The sequence below is a fragment of the Actomonas aquatica genome (genome assembly GCF_019679435.2).
Lineage (GTDB): Bacteria > Verrucomicrobiota > Verrucomicrobiia > Opitutales > Opitutaceae > Actomonas > Actomonas aquatica.
In genome coordinates this window covers 3,010,409-3,027,131 of sequence record NZ_CP139781.1, presented here as the reverse complement: position 1 = coordinate 3,027,131, position 16,723 = coordinate 3,010,409, and the positions used below count along the sequence as shown (strand labels likewise).

Genomic DNA, 16,723 nt, shown 5'->3' with positions numbered 1-16,723 from the left:
AGACGCGACAGGGCTCAGGCCTTGACCGATTCGTAGGCAACCGGGTTGTGCAGAGTGCCGATGCCCTCGATCTCGATGGCCACCTTGTCGCCCGGGCGGAGCCAGCGCGGGGAGGGCTTGGCGGCCATGCCGACGCCGTGGGGCGTGCCGGTCATGATGACCGTGCCGGGCACGAGCGTGGTGCTGCCGCTGAGATAGGAGATGATGGTGGCGACATCGAAGATCATGTCGTTGGTGTTCCAATCCTGGACGCGCTCGCCGTTGAGGATGGTGGCGATCTTCAGGTTGTTCGGATTGGTGATCTCGTCGGTGGTGACGAGCCACGGGCCGAGGGGGGCGAAGGTGTCGAAGAACTTGCCGCGGCACCACTGGCCGCCGCCGAGTTTGATCTGATGATCGCGGGCGGAGACGTCGTTGGCGCAGGTGTATCCAGCTACATAGGACAAGGCCTCCTCGCGGCTGACGTTCTTGCAGGGTTTGCCGATGACGACGGCGAGTTCGCATTCGTAGTCGACTTCGTGGCTGGCGAGGTGAGTCGGAATCTCGATCGGATCGCCGGGGTGTTGCAGGGTGTTGATGCCCTTGACGAAGAGAACGGGACGCTCCGGGGCGGCCATGCCGGACTCGGCGGCGTGGTGCTTGTAGTTGAGGCCGATGCAGAGGATCTGCGTGGGCTCAATGGGGGCGAGGAGTTTGGCGATGTCGGCCGTCTCGGTGGTGACGGTGATTCCGGTGTAGGGATCGCCCTCAGCGCGGAAGACGGAACCATCATCCTGATGGCAGCCGTATTGGATGGTGTTTTGGGAGTCTCGGTAGCGGATGATTTTCATGGAACTGGGTGCAAAAAGGTTGGGAGGGGAGAGCGGGGGGCGGACGAATGCGATGTTATTGGGTGCAGCCGCGTGCCTCAATGGACCACACCGCGTGGATGCTGGAGTCGGCCTCGAGCACGCAGACCTCATTGGCGAGGTTCACGACGGTGCAAACGTGGGCGGGCACCAGGCGCAGGCGTTCGCCGATTTGAAGTTGGTCCACATCGGCACCGCGCACGTAGCCGTGTTCTTCGTTGGTGCGCACGACGGCAAGGTCGCGCCCGGCCGCGTCGATGGCACTGATGCCCGCGGCGGTGCGGTCGGAGGAAAAGGTTTTGGAACCGGCGTCGATGAGCGCCAGGTCCGGCGCCGGTCGATCGACCACGGTGGCCAGCACCTCGAGCGCCACATCGGCGAAGGGCATCACGTGGGTGGAGGTGGAGAGCGAGAGGTCGCCAAAAACGTAAGCGCCGGGGCGAACGGCTTGAATGCCGGTGTCGGAGCGTTGGGCGAGGGCGCGGGCGGTCACGCTGCAGCCCGGCCACAACGGCAGGCTGGGGTCGACCGCATCGCGAACGGCGTGGAGTTGTTCCAACATGCGGTCGATTGCAGCCGTCTGGTCGGCGGGGTCGGTCGTGTAAAAGAAACCCTCGTGGGTGTAGAATCCGGCGAGGTCGACGGCGTCGGATTTGGCGAGCAAGGCGGCGGTGCGTTGCGCGGATTCGATGGAGCGGACGCCCTCGCGGTCCAGGCCCGTGTCGATGGCCAGCATGACGGGGAGGCGGCGGCCGGTGCGCGCGACCAGCTCGATCAGTGCGGTGGCGTGGGCCTCGCTGGTGACGGCGAGGCGCAGCTCATCGAGTTGGCCGGCGAGGGCATCGATGCGTGGTGCCTGACGCGGGTCGACCAGGGAGTGGGCGACAAACATCTCGCGCACTCCGCTGGGCAACATGGCTTCGGCTTCGCTCAACTTCGCGCAGGTGAGTCCGGCGGCGCCCAGCTCAAGCTGACGGCGGGCGATGGGCACGAGTTTGTGCGTCTTGATATGGGGGCGCAGGGCGAAGCCGGCGGCATCGCAGGCGGACTGCATGCTGCGAAGGTTGGCTTCGAGGCGATCGCGGTGGACCAGCAGGCTGGGCGTGCGAAGGTCGTCGAGATTGAGCATCATAAATCAGGGACGGCCGATTTGACCGACGGTCAGGCCGCCATCGACGATGAGGGTTTGGCCGGTGATGTAGTTGGCGGCTGGTGACAGCAGGAAGGCGGCGACGCCGGCGCAGTCCTCGGGTTCGCCGATCCGGCCGAGCAGAACCTTCTTTTCGTAGTGGGCGCGGACACCGTCGTCGCCGTCGAGCCAAGAGGAGGTGAGAGGGGTGCGGATGAGGCCGGGGGCGAGTCCATTGACGCGTATGCCTTGGGGGGCGAGCGCCTGAGCGAGGGTGCGCGTCATCATGACGAGGGCGCCCTTGGCGGTGTCGTAGGCGGTGGAATCCTCCTCGGATTGAAAGCCGTTGGTGGATGATACGATCACCACGGCACCGGGGCGTTTTCGTTCGATCAAACCGCGGGCGAAGGCCTGCACCGTAAAGTAAACAGCGCGCACGTTGAGGTTTTGGGTGCGCTCCCAGGCGTTGAGATCGTTGTCGAGGAACGGCAGGTCGAAGAAGCTGCCAGCGTTGCACACAAGGAGGTTCAGGTCGGGCGCGGCGGTGAAGGCTTCAGCTACGAGTTGGGCGGGGGCGGCGGCGTCGAAGAGGTCGGCCTGCAGGTAGGGGAGTGCTTCGGCCAAATCGGCGGGACGCGGCATGTGGCCGTGGCGGACGACGGTGTGCGCGCCGGCGCACTCCAACCCGTGGGCGATGGCACTGCCGATGCCTTGGGAGGAGCCGGTGACGAGGGCGGAATCAGTTGCCAGAGAGAAGCGTTTCATCGGGGAGTTGGAGCAGGGCGAGCAGGTTGTCGCAGGTGGCGGCACGGTGCAGGGTGGGCGAAAGGGCGTTGAGGCAGGCGACCTCCTCCGCGTAGGTCGAGCGCAGGGCGATCTCGTCATCGATGTAGGACTGGAACGGCGAGTCCGTGCCCCAGATCAACTTCGTCGGGTAGGTTTCGGCGAGGCATTGGAGCACGGCGGCCGGGTCGCGGTAGTCGGCCGCGAGGCGATTTTCAGGGCGGGCGATGATCGGCAGACCCTGCTCGACGGCTTGGCAATGGATGCGGTGGGCGGAGCAGTCGAACCACGTGTTGGGCAGCTCGGCCACCCGATCGAGGGAAGGACGGTCGAAGCGGCAGGAGTGGGCGAGGCAGAAACGGACTTCCGGCGTGGCGGCAGCCACCTCCAGAATGCTGGAGGCCTGGGACCACGTATCTTCGGGCGCGATGCTGGAGTGGATGATGAAGGGTAGGTTGAACTCGGCCGCAAATTCCAGGAAGCTGCGTCCAGTGGTGAGCAAAGCCCGCACATCGGATTTGATGATGGTGGCCTGTAGCTTGAGCCCGCGGAACGGATGTTGGGCGTGGAGGCGGCGGAGGTGCTCGATCTGGGCGGCGGGTTCACGCAAGGGATCGATGATGGCGAAGGGAATCGTGTCGCGCCCCAGATCGGGGTAACGGTCGTAGAGCTCGGTCATCATGCGGGCGTTTTCAAACGCGTAAGGGATGGCTTCGAAGCCGCCCGGAGCCAGCTCGCCCTGGCGCATGCGTTGGAGGTCAAAGGTGAGGTTGCTCACCATCGGAAAGACCAGCCAACGATCGACCCCGTGGGAGCGCCCGATTTCCACCAGAGTGGGGAGGTCCTGAGCATAGGGCTGGTGGGCGTTGAGGTAGAACAGAAGGTCAACCCCGAGATGATTGTGGCAGTCGATAACCATGTCAGATATTTTGTTTGACGGAACTTTAGTTCCACATTGTGAAACGGGGTGTAAAGCGAAAAACGATGAGTATCGCCGTCCTGGACAGAGCATTTTCCATTCTAGAGGTCATGGCCCGCAGCGGGCGGCCTTTGAGCTTGGCGGAGCTGGCGGAAGAGAGCCGGTTGCCGAAGCCGACGGTGCATCGTATTCTGCATAGTCTGCGCGAGCTCGGTTATCTGGAGCCGGGGATTGCGCGGGGGAGTTTTATCCTGTCGGAGCGTTTGTCGTCGTTGCGGGAGCATGGGCGGGATGCGGCGTTGCGCACCAAGGTCAACCCGGCGATGGAGCGTCTGCGCGATGCCTTTGATGAGACGGTCAATCTGGGGCTGCTCGAAGGGGTTTATGTGCGTTACGCCCATGTGGTGGAGACCGATCAGGCTTTGCGTTGGATTGTGAAGCCCGGCGCGCGCGATCTGTTTTACACCACGGCGTTGGGGCGGGCGATCGTGGCGCACCTGCCAGAAGAGCGGCAGGCGCGATTGGTGGCCAAGGTGTGTGCTGATATGCCAGCGCGCGGGCGGTCAGCGGCCCGTAAACGGCTGGAGGCGGAATTGGAGGCGACCCGTGAGCGCGGTTATGCGCTCGAAGAAGAGGAAACCGTGGAGGGCGTGGCGTGTATGGCGATCTCGTTGGCAGCCCATGCTGAACCTCTGGCCGGTATCAGTGTGGCGGTGCCGGTAACCCGTTTTCCGGCCAAGCGCCGACAAGCTTTGAGCAGTGCCCTTTGCCAAACGGCGACCGCTGCTGATCTCGCGGAAGGTGGCGCCCGCGCCTGAGCGCAGCCCGCCTTCGTTTCCATCAATCGCAACTCCCAGAATTTTCCATGGCCTACACTTTCCCTCGTTCCACCGAACTCTTCACCCGCGCGCAGAACAGCATCGCCGGTGGTATCAACAGCGGCATTCGCAAGCTCGAGCAGCCGGTGCCGCTTTATTTTGAGAAAGGTGAGGGGGCCCGCGTGTGGGACGTCGATGGCAACGAATACATCGATTTCCAGCTCGGTCAGGGCGCGCTGCTCTATGGGCATGCTCCGAGCGGTTTGGCGGCTGAATTGGCCAAGCAGGCTCGACTGGGGCTGCACTGGGCGGCGCAATGTGAACTCGAGATCGAGGTGGCGGAGCGCCTGCAGCAGATGGTGCCATCGGTCGAGCTGGTGCGTTTCAACAACTCGGCGACGGAGGCCGTGATGGCGGCGTTGCGCTTGGCTCGCACCCACACCGGACGTCAGCTGGTGCTGCGTTTTGAGGGCCACTATCACGGCTGGAGCGACGAAGGTCTGGTGGGTTTTGCCAATCCCCCCGGAGCCTGGGGCGATGACGAGAACCCGGCGCGCACGCATCCGAGCAAAGGCATCATTCCGGAGGTGCCGGAGCACTTTGTGGTGGCGCGGTGGAATGACGCCGAGCACCTGCGTCGGCGCGTGGCGGAATACCGTGGTCAAATCGCGGCGATCATCTTTGAGCCGGCGGTGTGCAACACCTGCTGCATTGAGCCCGAGGACGGATTCCTGCAGGCCATCCGCGAGGTCTGTGATGAAGACGGCATCATGATGATCGCGGATGAGACGATCACCGGATTCCGTTTTGGCGCGGGTGGCGCGCAGGCCTATTACGACGTGCGGCCGGACCTGACGATTTTTGGCAAAGCGATCGGCGGAGGCACACCGTTCGCGGCGTTGGCGGGAACCAAGGCGGCGATGGCCAAGATCATCTCCGGCGAGTCGATTCACGCTGGCACCTTGAACGCCAATCCACTGTGTCTGGCCGCCAGCCGTTGGTGTCTGGACGAAGTGATTGCGCTGGGGGAGGAGCATCCGCGGACGACCAATCGGCTCGGGCAGCAAATGATGGCAGGTTTGCGAGAGTTGGCCGACCAACATGGCGTGCCGCTGCGCCCGCAGGGACCCGGGCTTGCCTTCCATACGGTCATGCTGAAACCCGGTGCGAAGGAAGGTAAAGTGCTCGACTATCGCGACTATGTCCTGCGGCACGACGCACCGCGCTGGGCGCATCTGCGGCGTTGCCTGCTGGAGGAAGGAGTGCGGGCGATCGAACGTGGGCTCTGGTCGATCAGTTTGGTGCACACCGAACAGGATATCAGTGACGCGCTCGAACGAGCGGCTCGTGCCTTTGCCCGCCACGCGGCCGAGTGGCAGGCACCGGCCTAAGCATCCCGACCTGACGCCCCTGCCCATGTCTGCGCGTGTTCTTTTTGCCGGCCTGTTCCATGAGACGCACACGTTTCTGGAGGAGCGCACCGCTTGGCGTGACTTTGATGTCGCGATGGGCGAGGCGATCTTCGCCAAGCGAGGTGACGCCTCGCCGACCGACGGCTTTCTGGAAGTGGCGGACGCCGCCGGCTGGGAAGTGATCCCGACCATCGACGCGCGCGCCATGCCCTCGGGCATGGTGGAAGACGCGGCTTTTGAGGACTATTGGCGGGCCTTTGAAGAACGAGCGCAGCCCGCGTTGGCAGAGGGCGTGGATGCGATCTATCTCGTCCTGCACGGGGCGATGGTCACGGGTCGACATCGCGATGCCGAAGGCGAGTTTTTGTCGCGACTGCGCAGCCTGTCCGGCGCGGAGGCGAAGCCGATCTTCGGCGTGTTTGACCTGCACGCCAACTTCAGCTTCCGCATGGCCAAACTGACGCAAGGCCTGGTGGCGTATCAGGAAAATCCGCACAGTGATGCGCGGGCAGCGGCGGTGCGGGCGGCGCATCTGCTGGAGCGTTGCCTGAGGGACGGCACGGTGCCCCGAATGACGGTGTGCCAGTTGCCGATGGTATGGCCACCGCCGGGAACCGGCACAGCGTCGTCGCCGATGCTTGAGCTGGAGCAGCGGGCCCGCGAGTGGGAACAGAAGGTCGAGGGCGTGTGGGCGGCCAATGTGGTTGGCGGCTACGCTTTTGCCGACACAGGCGATACCGGCGTGTCGCTCGGTATCATTCACGATGGCAACGATGCCGGCGTGCGGGCGGTGTTGCGGGAAGGCGCGGAGTTGGCCTGGGCGCTGCGCGAGCAAGGGTGCGTGGAGTATCAGGACGTGAATGATGTTCTCGACGCCGGTCTGGATGGGCTGAAAAAGCCGGTGTTGTTGGTGGAGCCTTCCGATAACATCGGTGGTGGTGCTCCGGGCGATGGCACCGGAGTCCTGCGCGCGCTGCTGCGGGCCGACGTTCAGAATGCCTTGGTGGTGATCAATGACCCGACCTCGGTCGAGCAGTTGCGAGCGGTGAATCCGGGGGAACCCTGTTCCTTGTGCATTGGCGGCAAGACCTCGCGATTGGATGAGGGGCCGGTGGCGGTGGAGGTGATTTTGCGCTCTCGCAGTGACGGTCGTTTTGCCTTGGAGGACAAACAAAGCCACCTCGCTTCCATGTTGGGAGAAAACATCGATATGGGACCGAGCGCGGTCGTGACGACGGGAGGCGTGACGGTGCTTCTGACCAGTCGCAAGACGCCGCCCTTTGATCTGGGCCAACTGCGCAGTCAGGGGTTGGAACCACAGGATTTCGACGTGATTGGGGTTAAAGCGGCGGTCGCGCATCGCCGGGCCTATGACCGCTTGGGCGGCACCTCCTTCTGGGTGGAAACGCCAGGGCCCTGCAGCAGTCGTTTGGCACGATTCGACTGGCAGCACCTGCGACGACCCGTCTTCCCGCTGGATCCGATCAGCCATCCACATTTTTCGTTTTTATGAACCATCCTGCAGTCAGTTATCCACGTGATGAGTCCACTCCGGTTTCGCATCTGCCGTTTAGTCCGGCGGTGCAGGTCGGCGACCTGATCTTTATTTCCGGGCAAGCCTCGGTCGATGCGAAGGGCACGATCGTGCCGGATACCTTCGAAGGGGAGGTGCGTCGATCGATCGAAAACCTGCGGGCGGTGCTGGAGTCGGCCGGCAGTGATCTGGCTCACGTGGTGCAAACCCGCAACTACGTGCGCGATCCGGCGAATGTGGCGGAGTTCAACAAGCTTTATCGCGAGTATTTCAGCGCCCCGCATCCCGCCCGCACGACCATCACAAATTGTCTGCCGGAGACGCTGCACTTCGAAATAGACTGCGTGGCGGTGCCCGCGGGCAGCAGCGAGCATTCTGCCGATTGAGTTTGGATTTCGGTATCGGGGACCAACGAAGCGTGGGAGGGCGAAAATTTGGTCTTCGTAATTCGGAGTCTTTCGAGGGCGAGCATACCGCCTCGGCGAATGCCCCCTAACCTGTAAAACGTGGCGTTCGGGTCCTTTCGGTTTACCCGGTTTCTGCCATTTCGCCACTCCAGCTTCGGGGGATCAGGTCAGAGGGCGAACCAACCGCCGGAGACAAGGCAGACTAGTCGGCCTGCCTCAGCTTAGACGATTCACCGTCTGGTGTTCGCCGGTCACCCAGTCTAAACCGTCAAGCTCGATCTTAGCACGAACCCTAAAAATGACTTCGAATCCCCCCTCGATTTTAGGGTCAGTGACAATGAAAGTGACAATGACGTCGAAAAACGGGGATGTCGCCGAAAGTTAAGTTATTGAAAATCAACACATGGCCTTGTGCCAAAATGGCACTGGGCCAAACCGGGGTTCGAATCCCCGTGGGGACGCCACTTTCGAAAAGCCCTCTGACGATCAAAAGTCGGAGGGCTTTTTGCATTCCGGAACGCCGACGGGGAGGCGAATCCCGGAGGGGCGAGAGGCTGCTTTGGGCGATCAGAGTCCGAGTGCTTTTTGGCGGTAGTGTTCGTCGGCGCGGCCGGCGATGCGGGCGACGTCTTGGTCGCTGAGGTAGCGGGGGCCGGCGGCGGCGATGGCACCGATCATGATGCGAGCGGATTTTTCCGCCATCAGAGTGGTGGCGAGGACGGCGGCGGGGGATGAACCGAGGGCGATGAGGCCGTGGTTTTCCAGCAGGATAAGGCGAGGTGTGTGGCCCTCGGTGGCGAGGTGCTCTTCGACGGCCTCACGTATTGCTTTGGCGAGGGTCAGTCCCGGATCGCAGTAGGGCACGAGGACGGACTTGGCGCCGCAGCAGACGATTTGATCCGGAAAGAGTCGGCGGTGGGCAAAGGCGGCTGCGTGCGGGGAGGCGAGGAGGGCGTTGACGTGCACGGGGTGCACGTGACCGACGAAGTCGACGCCCGGTAGGGTGAGCAGCCAGGCGTGAAACATGGCTTCGACGGAGGGCTTGGCGCTGTCGGCACTCACGCGTGAGTCCATCAGGGCGGTCTCGACGGCGGCGTCCTTCAGGTGGTCCTGATCCAGCAGCTCCACGAGGGGCTGGAGCGCACAATGCGTCACACCCTTGGGCGTGAGCGTGCCGAGGGAAGAGCCGCTGGCTTTGACGAGAAAGGTGGTTTCATCGACGCGGGCGGAGGTGTTGCCCTCGCCCAGGAGGGCGAAGTCGCGGGCCTCCTGGCCGAGCTCGTGGGAGAGTTCAACCAGTTGGGCGACGATGGCGTCCGGGGCGGGGGCGTCGGCCATGCTCAGAACGGTTTGCCGTTGGCGCGGGTGCCGCAGAGGTTGACCTCGAGTCCGAGTTCCGCGGCGAGGGCGGCTTTGGCATACATGGCGAGGTCGGCTTCGCGGGCGGAGTTGGCGTAGGCGACCTGAATGTGATTGGCCTGATGGCGGGCCATCATTTGGTCGCGGGAAACGCCGTAGGTGACGGCATGCATGATGGGCCACTCGGGGGTGGTTTCCTGCCAGCGGCGTTCGGTTTCTTCGCGGGGCAACTCGATGACCTTGGCGCGTCCGAGGTCCATCTTGAGTTTGCCGTTCGCGATGAAGATGCGGCTCCAGACGATCTCGCCGGGTTTGGCGATGCCGCGCACGGTGCCGCCGCCGAGACGGAAATACATCGGGGGCTGTCGCAGGGAGTCGGTGCCCTTGTATCCACCAATGTGATGCGCGGGCGGCGCGGCGCCGGAGATGAGGAAGACCCAGACAAAATCGTCGACGGTGCCGCTCTGATCGTGATCGCCCCAGCGCAGGTCATGCAGCGTGTTTTCGACCGGTTGCCCGAGGGCCTGATGCACGCGGTAGGTGAGCAGGCCGTCGAGGCCGGCGCATTCGTCGACCTCGTTGAAGTGCGGCAACGGTTGGCCGCGGCGGATGATGCGGCCGCGGTCGTTTTTGACCGGCGGGCGCTCGGAGTTGTTGAGCAGGCCCTCGGTGAGGTCGGAGGCGGGGAGCAGGTCTTTGAGGCCCTGTTGGTATTGGATACCGATGGTGTCGCAGCCGAACTCGTCGGCGATGCGCAGGGCGGCGATGTAGGTGCGGCACTGGGCGAGCACCTGGGCTTCGGTGAGTTCGGTGGCTTCGTCCTGACCGAAGTGGAAGGTCATGCCCTTGGCCAGCAACCAGTCGAGAACGGCGCGGGCTTCGGCCTCGGTCACTTGGGAGGCCGCGTAGTAGAGGGCGGATTGGGAGAGGCGTTCTTTGAAGACGCCGGTGGGGAACAAGAGGTGGTCGGGGATGATGGCGTTGAACATGCCCATGCAGCCCTCGTCGAAGACGCCCATGATGGCTTTGCGCGTGCGCAGTTCGTCGGCGAGTTGTTGCGCGACCTTTTGGGCGCGGGCGGGAACCTTGGCCTTGGCGAGCTTTTGCACGTGCCGGGTCGGGTGCGTGACCTTGCCCTTCTCCAGCCAACGGCGGAGGGCGGTGAGGAAGAAGTCGTCGGTGAAATCCTTCGACCACAAGGTCGAGTATTTGACGCCGGCTTTGGTGAGAGAGCCGTTGAGGTTGAGCATGCCGACAAGGCCCGGCCAGGTGCCGGACCAATTGGCGATGGTGAGGATCGGGCCGCGGTGGGTGATCAGGCCGTGGAGGATGTGGTGGGAGTATTGCCAGACGCTCTCCGCGACGATGAGCGGCGCGGTGGGATCGATGGTGGCAAACACCTCCATGCCCTCCTTCTGCGAGCCGATGAAGCCGTGTTTTTGGGCGGCCTTGTAGGGATGGGCGCGGCGGACGTCCCAGCCGAGATCGGCGAGGGTTTGGGTCAGTTGGCGTTCCATCTCCTGCTGGGCGGCCCAGCAGGCTTGGTTGGCGGAGACGCGCAGGTCACCATTGGCAATCAGGGTGACGGCGGGACGGGTGGGGGATTGGGTAGACATGGATATAAAGCATTAACCGCAACAGCGGAAGGGGAGGAGGGGGGGCTCGATCATACCATTTGCCAGCGGCGGGATGAATGGACATTGATGTCAGAAGGCATGGATATTTCTAACACGGTCCGGCGGGGTTCGACGCTGACGAAGCAGGATTTGCTGCACGGCAAAGTGCCAGGGGATTTCTTTTTCCGGGAGTTGGCGGAGCGTCACCATGGCCCCATGGCGGTGGCGCTGGGCGGGCGGGAGTATTGTAAAGGTGAATACAGCGTGCAGCGCCGCACCTATCCGTTCACAACGCTGGAGTTCGTGGCGGAGGGCGCGGGGGAGCTGCGCTTGGGCGACGGGCCGGTGCAGTCCCTGCGAGCGGGGTGTGTGTTTGCTTATGGCCCCGGAATGCCGGTGAGTATGTCGACGGCGGGGAAAGCCATGACGAAATACTTCCTCTGTCTGGTGGGGAACAAGGCGCGGCGGGTCTTGGAGGAGCCGGTGGCGTTGATGGGGCGGATGCAGCACTTCGGCGGACACGCGGAATTGCGCGAGATTTTTGACCTGATCCTGCAGGAGGGAAAGGAGCACGGGCCCCGCACCGAGGCGCTGTGTTGGAACTCGTTTTGTCGGCTCCTGCTCAAGCTGGAGCAGGCGCAGCTCCGCGGCGAGCAGACGCGGGATCCGCAGCTCGAGACGTTCACGCGCTGCAAGCGCTTGATCGATGCCGGGCCGGAGCGGTTTGGGTCACTTGGTGAGCTGGCGGCGGTGGCGCATGTGAGTCTGCCCACGCTGCATCGGCTGTTTCGGCGTTACCAAGGCGTGACGCCCTACCAATACCTGACGCGGCGAAAGATGAATGAAGCCGCGCACGCGTTGATCGACACGGACCTCATGGTGAAGGAAGTGGCGGCACGGGTCGGCTTCGATGATCCGCTGCACTTCTCGCGCGTGTTTCGGCACGTGCACGGTGTCTCGCCGCAGCGCTTGCGGGAGTCGCTGCGCGCGCCGGGAGGTGGTTGATTTCCGCACGCTGTGGGGAGATGGGGTCGGGCCTAGGTGGGCTGGCGCAATAGGCTTGCGGTCGGATTCAAATACTATACCGGGGTATAGTATATGTCGCACTTGCATCATCATAACAAGAAGCTGGTCAACCGGGTGAAACGGCTGAAGGGGCAGATCGAGGGGATCGAGCGTATGCTCGAGGAGGGGGCGGACTGCTACAAGGTGTTGCAGAATGCGGCGGCGTGTCGGGGCGCGTTTGATGCGCTTACCCGGGAGTTGATTTCCGATCACATCGAACACCACCTGGTGCGGGAGCCGAGTGCGAGTGCGCCGGTGCAACAGGCGGCGGAGGAGCTGCGGCAGATCGTCGGCAGCTATTTGAAATAACCACCCTGCGGAGAACCAGACCATGGACCTGAGTCGTTGGAAACATGGCCATACTTTTGGCCAGGATGAGAAAAAGCCCGGTGAAGCACGCACGCTGATCGTTATCGCGATCACGGTGGTGATGATGGTGATCGAGATCACCGCCGGCATTGGTTTCGGCTCCATGGCGCTGTTGGCCGATGGCATGCATATGGGCTCCCATGCGGTGGCGCTGGGCATCACGGCCTTTGCCTACGTGTATGCGCGGCGGCATGCGAATGATCCGGCGTTCTCGTTTGGCACCGGAAAGGTGAATGCGTTGGGCGGTTTCTGCGGGGCGGTGGTGCTGGCGCTCTTCGCCCTGTTGATGGCGTGGGAAAGCGTGGAGCGGCTGCTCTCGCCGACGGCGATCGCGTTCAACCAGGCTATCCTGGTTGCGGTGGTCGGGCTCGTGGTGAACGGCATTTCGGTCTTCGTGCTGGGCGACAATCACGACCATCACCACCACCATCATCATGACCACGGCGAGGAGGAGCATGACCATGACCACGGGCATGAGAACCACCACGCGCATGACCATGATCACGACCACGGGCACAGGCATGGGCACGGACATGCCCATCATGATCACAACCTGCGCTCGGCTTACCTGCACGTATTGGCGGATGCGCTGACATCGGTGACGGCCATCGTGGCGTTGTTGGCGGCCAAGTTCTTCGGTTGGATTTGGATGGATCCGGTGATGGGCATCGCCGGTTCCGTGCTGGTCGCGCATTGGTCAATCGGACTGTTGAAACAAACCGGCGGAGTGTTGCTCGATCGCCAGGCTTCGGAGCGAGAGACGAGCGAGGTGCGGGCGGCGTTGGAGGGCGACGGTCATACGCAGGTGACGGATCTGCATGTGTGGTCGATCGCACCGAATGCCGTGAGTGTGGTGGTAGCCGTGGCCAGCCCGACTCCGGAGTCGCCGGATGGGTATCGGGCGCGGTTGGATGCGGCGCGGTTTCCGCATGTGACCATCGAGGTGAATACGGCGGAAGAGTAGGGACGCGGATTGGATACAACCGCAGAGATCGCTGATGGGCGCAGAGGGCTGAGGGGCGACAGTGGAGCGGCCGAGACGGCCGCTGCTACATTTTGATGGTGACGTTGTAGGTAGGGACGGACCGCCGGGCCGTCCGCGGGAAGACGGGGCGGTGGCGGAGAGGCAACGCACCACGGCAGGATGCCGTGGCCACGAGGGAGGCGTGGGGCCGGTGCGTTTACTTCAGCTCGACGCGTTCCCAGTCCACGAGGGTTTCGCCGCGCCAGTGGAGGTGGTATTCGGCGATGACGGTGATGTCGGTGTCCTCGTAGTCGGGGACGCTCATGGTGTGTTTGCCGTTGGGCAGCATGATGTCGTGCTCCCCGACGAGCTCAGGGCGTGTGCCGATGACTTCGGGACGCGAGTAGATCCACACGGTGTCGAAGTTGTCGTCCGTCTCGGCGGGGACGCGTTCGCGCGGTTCGCCCATCATGCGCAGGAGCTGAGCCTGAGTGAGGCCGGGTTCGAGGGCTTTCAGGGCGGCGTTCCATTGGCGTTCGGTCACGCCGGTGCCGACGGCCAGGCAACCTCCGAACAACAGGGGGAGGAGCGAGAGCAGGGCGAGGGAGCGCAGGGGCGACTTCATGATGAGGAGATAAGACCGGAGGCGGGCCGACTTGTTCATCGGGCGCACGTGCCACGAAGGGCGAAGGTTTTGGCAAGAAACGATGAGCAGTCTGGCGGCGGATCGGCTATGCATGGCAGCGTCAGGTAAATTTCGTCCTACCCCAACGAAAATGGCCGTCAAAGTGCTCATTGTCCGCAGAGGCACGCCCCGGTGCTTCGAGGAACTCAAGCCGCTCTTACAGCGCTTGCGGGCGATGGCACTCGCCCAACCGGGCTACGTCTCAGGAGAGACTTTTTTGAATATTGAAGCGCCGGGAGAGTATCTGGTGATCAGCACCTGGGCGACTCTCGCGCAATGGACAGAGTGGCTCAACAAACCCGAGCGGGCGGCGATCCAAGCCAAGATCGACGAGCTGTTGGGGGAGACCACGCTGTATCAGGTTTATCAGCACGTTTAGTTTACCCCCACCCCAACCCCCGCGGCGCCATGCCGTCACCCCTCCAACGTTTGCAGGAGCTGGCCGAGTTGAAACAAACCGCTCGGCTCGGCGGCGGCGCCGACCGCATCGCCAAGCACAAGGCAAAGGGCCGCCTCACCGCCCGCGAACGCCTCGCCGTCCTTTTGGACGAGGGCAGTTTTGAGGAATTTGACCTCTTCAAAGAGCATCGCTGCGGCGACTTCGGCATGGGCGACAAACACTTCGCCGGCGACGGCGTCGTGACGGGCTACGGCACGATTGAAGGGCGTCTGGTGTATGTGTTTTCGCAGGACTTCACCGTCTTCGGCGGTTCGCTGTCGGAGACCTTTGCCGAAAAGATCTGCAAGGTCATGGACATGGCGCTCAAGAACGGCGCGCCGGTCATCGGCCTCAACGACAGCGGTGGCGCCCGCATTCAGGAAGGCATCGAAAGCCTCGCGGGTTACACCGACATCTTTCTGCGCAACGTGCTCACTTCGGGCGTGGTGCCGCAGATCTCGGCCATCTTCGGGCCGTGCGCCGGCGGGGCGGTTTACTCGCCGGCTTTGACGGACTTCACCTTCATGGTGGAGGGACAGAGCAACATGTTCCTGACCGGACCCAAGGTGGTCAAAACGGTCACACATGAGGACGTCACCACCGAAGATCTCGGTGGCGCGGCGGTGCACACGACCCGTAGTGGCGTGGCGCACTTTGCCTGTCCGGACGAGCTGACGACGCTCGAACAAATCAAGCGGCTGGTGGCGTTTCTGCCCTCCAATCATCTGGAGATGCCGCCGCAACGCGCGACGCAGGATCCGCCGGACCGTTACGATGCCGGCCTCGATGCGATCGTGCCGGAGAACCCCAACCACCCCTACGACATCACGGCAGTGATCGGGGCGATCGTGGACAATGGTGACTTCATGGAGTCGCAGGCGGGCTTCGGCCCGAGCCTGGTCACTGGCTTCGCCCGCATGGGCGGAAAGCCGGTCGGCATTGTGGCAAATCAGCCGACGCATCTCGCGGGCGTGCTCGATTGCGACTCATCAATCAAAGGGGCGCGCTTCGTGCGCTTCTGCGATTGTTTTAACCTTCCGCTCATCACGTTAGTCGACGTGCCCGGGTTCCTGCCGGGAACCGCGCAGGAACATCGTGGAATTATCCGCGAGGGTGCGAAGATGTTATACGCCTACGCCGAAGCCACTGTTCCGAAAGTCACCGTCATTACGAGGAAGGCCTATGGCGGGGCGTATTGCGTGATGAGCTCTAAACATTTGCGCGGCGACATCAACTACGCCTGGCCCACCGCGGAGATCGCGGTGATGGGCGCGCGGGGCGCGGTCGAAATTCTGCACGCCCGCGAAGCCGCCAAGGCGGAGGATCCGAAGGCGCTGCTGGCGGAAAAGGAAAAGGACTACAACGAGCGCTTCACCACACCGCTCGTGGCCGCCCGTCGCGGCTACATCGACGACATCATCACGCCCGGCCGCACCCGCCTGCGCGTCATCAAGGCGCTGACGATGCTCGAGAACAAACAGGACAGCAACCCCCGCAAGAAGCACGGCAACATGCCGCTGTGAAGAGGAGGCGCCGCTCCGATGACTCCGCTCCTGCTCGCCTTCAACTGGCAGAACATCGTCGATGGCGACGGCATACCGTTGGCCATCACGGGCATCTCCATCGTCTTTGGCGGGCTGGTGTTGATCGCGGCCTACATCACGGTGTTACCACGGGTATTGGAGCGGTGGGATGCGTGGCGGAGTAAAGGCCAGCCAGCGGATGCCGCGGCCGCTGGGGCGGAGGAGGACGACGGCCTGCCCTCGCCGGAAGTGCGGGCGGCGCTGGCGTGGGTGGCGCTGCGGGAGTTGGAAGTTTTTCGATTGGGTGATCAGACGCGTCTCACCTTCAAGCCGGTGCGATCCGCCGGCCTGTGGTCGATCCTCAACACCTCGCGTTACAACGACCCCGCTGCCCCATGCGCCGATACCAACTCGTCATCAACGACCAACCCCTGACGGTCACGGTCAAATCGCTCTGCCCCAACGAAAGCCGGCTCGAGGTGGATGGGGTGGAGTATGCGGTCAGACTCACCCGGCAAGAGGTTCTGCCGAGTGAAGCGACCTCGGCCGGGGTCGGGTCACCGGGCGCGGCGGCGGCTCGCCCGGTGACCACTCCGGGAGGGAAACCCGTCCCGACCATGAAGGGCAAGGATGCGCCCGGCGTGGTGCGGGCGCCGATCCCAGGTGCGGTGCTGGATGTGTTTGTGCGCGTGGGCGACGCGGTGAAGGCGGGGCAGGCGCTGCTCAAGATGGAGGCGATGAAAATGGAGAACACCATCTCCGCCCCGGTGGCCGGCAAGGTCACCAAGGTCGACGTGGCCAAGGACTCGGTCGTCGAGCAAGGCGGCGAACTTCTGACCATCGAGTAGCGGGC

At 63.4% G+C, this 16,723-nt stretch carries 18 protein-coding genes; 11 read left to right on the top strand and 7 right to left on the bottom strand.

Annotation, left to right across the window (positions count from 1 at the left end; translation table 11 throughout):
• Positions 1 to 14 precede the first annotated feature (14 nt).
• Genes K1X11_RS11795 through K1X11_RS11780 form a run of 4 tightly spaced genes read right to left on the bottom strand, consistent with a single transcriptional unit; the run spans position 15 to position 3,679 of the window.
• Positions 15 to 830, bottom strand: a complete 816-nt coding sequence (locus tag K1X11_RS11795; protein WP_221031984.1) for a fumarylacetoacetate hydrolase family protein — start codon at positions 828 to 830, stop codon at positions 15 to 17.
• 55 nt (positions 831 to 885) lie between these two features.
• On the bottom strand, positions 886 to 1,980 hold the full coding sequence (locus K1X11_RS11790; protein ID WP_221031985.1) for an alanine racemase: 1,095 nt from the start codon (positions 1,978 to 1,980) through the stop codon (positions 886 to 888).
• Between the two features lie 3 nt (positions 1,981 to 1,983).
• Complete coding sequence (locus K1X11_RS11785) at positions 1,984 to 2,742, bottom strand: SDR family NAD(P)-dependent oxidoreductase (RefSeq protein WP_221031986.1); 759 nt, start codon at positions 2,740 to 2,742, stop codon at positions 1,984 to 1,986.
• Complete coding sequence (locus K1X11_RS11780; RefSeq protein ID WP_221031987.1) at positions 2,717 to 3,679, bottom strand: amidohydrolase family protein; 963 nt, start codon at positions 3,677 to 3,679, stop codon at positions 2,717 to 2,719. The genes K1X11_RS11785 and K1X11_RS11780 overlap by 26 nt, the downstream gene beginning before the upstream one ends.
• Before the next feature lie 65 nt (positions 3,680 to 3,744).
• Here K1X11_RS11780 and K1X11_RS11775 point away from each other — a divergent pair, with 65 nt between their 5' ends.
• The 4 genes from K1X11_RS11775 to K1X11_RS11760 are packed head-to-tail and all read left to right on the top strand — an operon-like array spanning position 3,745 to position 7,829.
• Complete coding sequence (locus K1X11_RS11775; protein ID WP_221031988.1) at positions 3,745 to 4,497, top strand: IclR family transcriptional regulator; 753 nt, start codon at positions 3,745 to 3,747, stop codon at positions 4,495 to 4,497.
• A gap of 47 nt (positions 4,498 to 4,544) precedes the next feature.
• Positions 4,545 to 5,888, top strand: coding sequence for an aspartate aminotransferase family protein (locus K1X11_RS11770; RefSeq protein WP_221031989.1), 1,344 nt, complete (start codon positions 4,545 to 4,547; stop codon positions 5,886 to 5,888).
• Positions 5,845 to 7,422, top strand: coding sequence for a M81 family metallopeptidase (locus K1X11_RS11765; protein ID WP_324726167.1), 1,578 nt, complete (start codon positions 5,845 to 5,847; stop codon positions 7,420 to 7,422). The genes K1X11_RS11770 and K1X11_RS11765 overlap by 44 nt, the downstream gene beginning before the upstream one ends.
• Positions 7,419 to 7,829 carry a RidA family protein gene (locus K1X11_RS11760; RefSeq protein ID WP_221031990.1) on the top strand — a complete coding sequence of 137 codons (411 nt, stop codon included), beginning with the start codon at positions 7,419 to 7,421 and terminating at the stop codon, positions 7,827 to 7,829. Before K1X11_RS11765 ends, K1X11_RS11760 begins: the two co-directional genes overlap by 4 nt.
• A 588-nt stretch (positions 7,830 to 8,417) precedes the next feature.
• Here the strand turns inward: K1X11_RS11760 and K1X11_RS11755 are convergent.
• Together K1X11_RS11755 and K1X11_RS11750 are read right to left on the bottom strand one after the other, a co-directional pair.
• On the bottom strand, positions 8,418 to 9,188 hold the full coding sequence (locus tag K1X11_RS11755) for a class II aldolase/adducin family protein (protein WP_221031991.1): 771 nt from the start codon (positions 9,186 to 9,188) through the stop codon (positions 8,418 to 8,420).
• Between the two features lie 2 nt (positions 9,189 to 9,190).
• Positions 9,191 to 10,825, bottom strand: coding sequence for a fucose isomerase (locus tag K1X11_RS11750; RefSeq protein WP_221031992.1), 1,635 nt, complete (start codon positions 10,823 to 10,825; stop codon positions 9,191 to 9,193).
• Between the two features lie 99 nt (positions 10,826 to 10,924).
• On the opposite strand from K1X11_RS11750, the gene K1X11_RS11745 reads away from it, so the two are divergent.
• The 3 genes from K1X11_RS11745 to dmeF all read left to right on the top strand — a co-directional run bounded on the left by K1X11_RS11745 (position 10,925) and on the right by dmeF (position 13,223).
• Positions 10,925 to 11,830: a helix-turn-helix transcriptional regulator gene (locus K1X11_RS11745; RefSeq protein WP_221031993.1), complete on the top strand. Its 906-nt coding sequence runs from the start codon at positions 10,925 to 10,927 to the stop codon at positions 11,828 to 11,830.
• A gap of 93 nt (positions 11,831 to 11,923) precedes the next feature.
• The gene (locus K1X11_RS11740) at positions 11,924 to 12,199 is read left to right on the top strand and encodes a metal/formaldehyde-sensitive transcriptional repressor (protein WP_221031994.1); all 276 of its coding nucleotides are present in this window, start codon (positions 11,924 to 11,926) and stop codon (positions 12,197 to 12,199) included.
• 22 nt (positions 12,200 to 12,221) lie between these two features.
• The gene (dmeF, locus tag K1X11_RS11735) at positions 12,222 to 13,223 is read left to right on the top strand and encodes a CDF family Co(II)/Ni(II) efflux transporter DmeF (protein WP_221031995.1); all 1,002 of its coding nucleotides are present in this window, start codon (positions 12,222 to 12,224) and stop codon (positions 13,221 to 13,223) included.
• Positions 13,224 to 13,440: 217 nt separating this feature from the next.
• Here dmeF and K1X11_RS11730 read toward each other — a convergent pair whose 3' ends face one another.
• On the bottom strand, positions 13,441 to 13,848 hold the full coding sequence (locus tag K1X11_RS11730; RefSeq protein WP_221031996.1) for a hypothetical protein: 408 nt from the start codon (positions 13,846 to 13,848) through the stop codon (positions 13,441 to 13,443).
• Between the two features lie 82 nt (positions 13,849 to 13,930).
• Between K1X11_RS11730 and K1X11_RS11725 the strand changes: the two genes are divergently transcribed.
• Genes K1X11_RS11725 through K1X11_RS11710 form a run of 4 tightly spaced genes read left to right on the top strand, consistent with a single transcriptional unit; the run spans position 13,931 to position 16,718 of the window.
• Positions 13,931 to 14,287, top strand: coding sequence for an antibiotic biosynthesis monooxygenase family protein (locus K1X11_RS11725; protein ID WP_324726166.1), 357 nt, complete (start codon positions 13,931 to 13,933; stop codon positions 14,285 to 14,287).
• Between the two features lie 29 nt (positions 14,288 to 14,316).
• The gene (locus K1X11_RS11720; RefSeq protein ID WP_221031998.1) at positions 14,317 to 15,870 is read left to right on the top strand and encodes an acyl-CoA carboxylase subunit beta; all 1,554 of its coding nucleotides are present in this window, start codon (positions 14,317 to 14,319) and stop codon (positions 15,868 to 15,870) included.
• Positions 15,871 to 15,888: 18 nt separating this feature from the next.
• Positions 15,889 to 16,305 (top strand): OadG family transporter subunit, encoded by a 417-nt coding sequence (locus tag K1X11_RS11715; RefSeq protein ID WP_221031999.1) that lies wholly within the window; start codon positions 15,889 to 15,891, stop codon positions 16,303 to 16,305.
• On the top strand, positions 16,266 to 16,718 hold the full coding sequence (locus K1X11_RS11710; protein ID WP_221032000.1) for a biotin/lipoyl-containing protein: 453 nt from the start codon (positions 16,266 to 16,268) through the stop codon (positions 16,716 to 16,718). The genes K1X11_RS11715 and K1X11_RS11710 overlap by 40 nt, the downstream gene beginning before the upstream one ends.
• Positions 16,719 to 16,723: the final 5 nt, after the last annotated feature.

Coding starts and splice junctions, on each gene's coding strand:
- K1X11_RS11795 (WP_221031984.1), bottom strand. CDS start 830: ATGAAAATCATCCGCTACCGAGACTCCCAAAACACCATCCAATACGGC.
- K1X11_RS11790 (WP_221031985.1), bottom strand. CDS start 1,980: ATGATGCTCAATCTCGACGACCTTCGCACGCCCAGCCTGCTGGTCCAC.
- K1X11_RS11785 (WP_221031986.1), bottom strand. CDS start 2,742: ATGAAACGCTTCTCTCTGGCAACTGATTCCGCCCTCGTCACCGGCTCC.
- K1X11_RS11780 (WP_221031987.1), bottom strand. CDS start 3,679: ATGGTTATCGACTGCCACAATCATCTCGGGGTTGACCTTCTGTTCTAC.
- K1X11_RS11775 (WP_221031988.1), top strand. CDS start 3,745: ATGAGTATCGCCGTCCTGGACAGAGCATTTTCCATTCTAGAGGTCATG.
- K1X11_RS11770 (WP_221031989.1), top strand. CDS start 4,545: ATGGCCTACACTTTCCCTCGTTCCACCGAACTCTTCACCCGCGCGCAG.
- K1X11_RS11760 (WP_221031990.1), top strand. CDS start 7,419: ATGAACCATCCTGCAGTCAGTTATCCACGTGATGAGTCCACTCCGGTT.
- K1X11_RS11755 (WP_221031991.1), bottom strand. CDS start 9,188: ATGGCCGACGCCCCCGCCCCGGACGCCATCGTCGCCCAACTGGTTGAA.
- K1X11_RS11750 (WP_221031992.1), bottom strand. CDS start 10,825: ATGTCTACCCAATCCCCCACCCGTCCCGCCGTCACCCTGATTGCCAAT.
- K1X11_RS11745 (WP_221031993.1), top strand. CDS start 10,925: ATGGATATTTCTAACACGGTCCGGCGGGGTTCGACGCTGACGAAGCAG.
- K1X11_RS11740 (WP_221031994.1), top strand. CDS start 11,924: ATGTCGCACTTGCATCATCATAACAAGAAGCTGGTCAACCGGGTGAAA.
- dmeF (WP_221031995.1), top strand. CDS start 12,222: ATGGACCTGAGTCGTTGGAAACATGGCCATACTTTTGGCCAGGATGAG.
- K1X11_RS11730 (WP_221031996.1), bottom strand. CDS start 13,848: ATGAAGTCGCCCCTGCGCTCCCTCGCCCTGCTCTCGCTCCTCCCCCTG.
- K1X11_RS11725 (WP_324726166.1), top strand. CDS start 13,931: ATGAGCAGTCTGGCGGCGGATCGGCTATGCATGGCAGCGTCAGGTAAA.
- K1X11_RS11720 (WP_221031998.1), top strand. CDS start 14,317: ATGCCGTCACCCCTCCAACGTTTGCAGGAGCTGGCCGAGTTGAAACAA.
- K1X11_RS11715 (WP_221031999.1), top strand. CDS start 15,889: ATGACTCCGCTCCTGCTCGCCTTCAACTGGCAGAACATCGTCGATGGC.
- K1X11_RS11710 (WP_221032000.1), top strand. CDS start 16,266: ATGCGCCGATACCAACTCGTCATCAACGACCAACCCCTGACGGTCACG.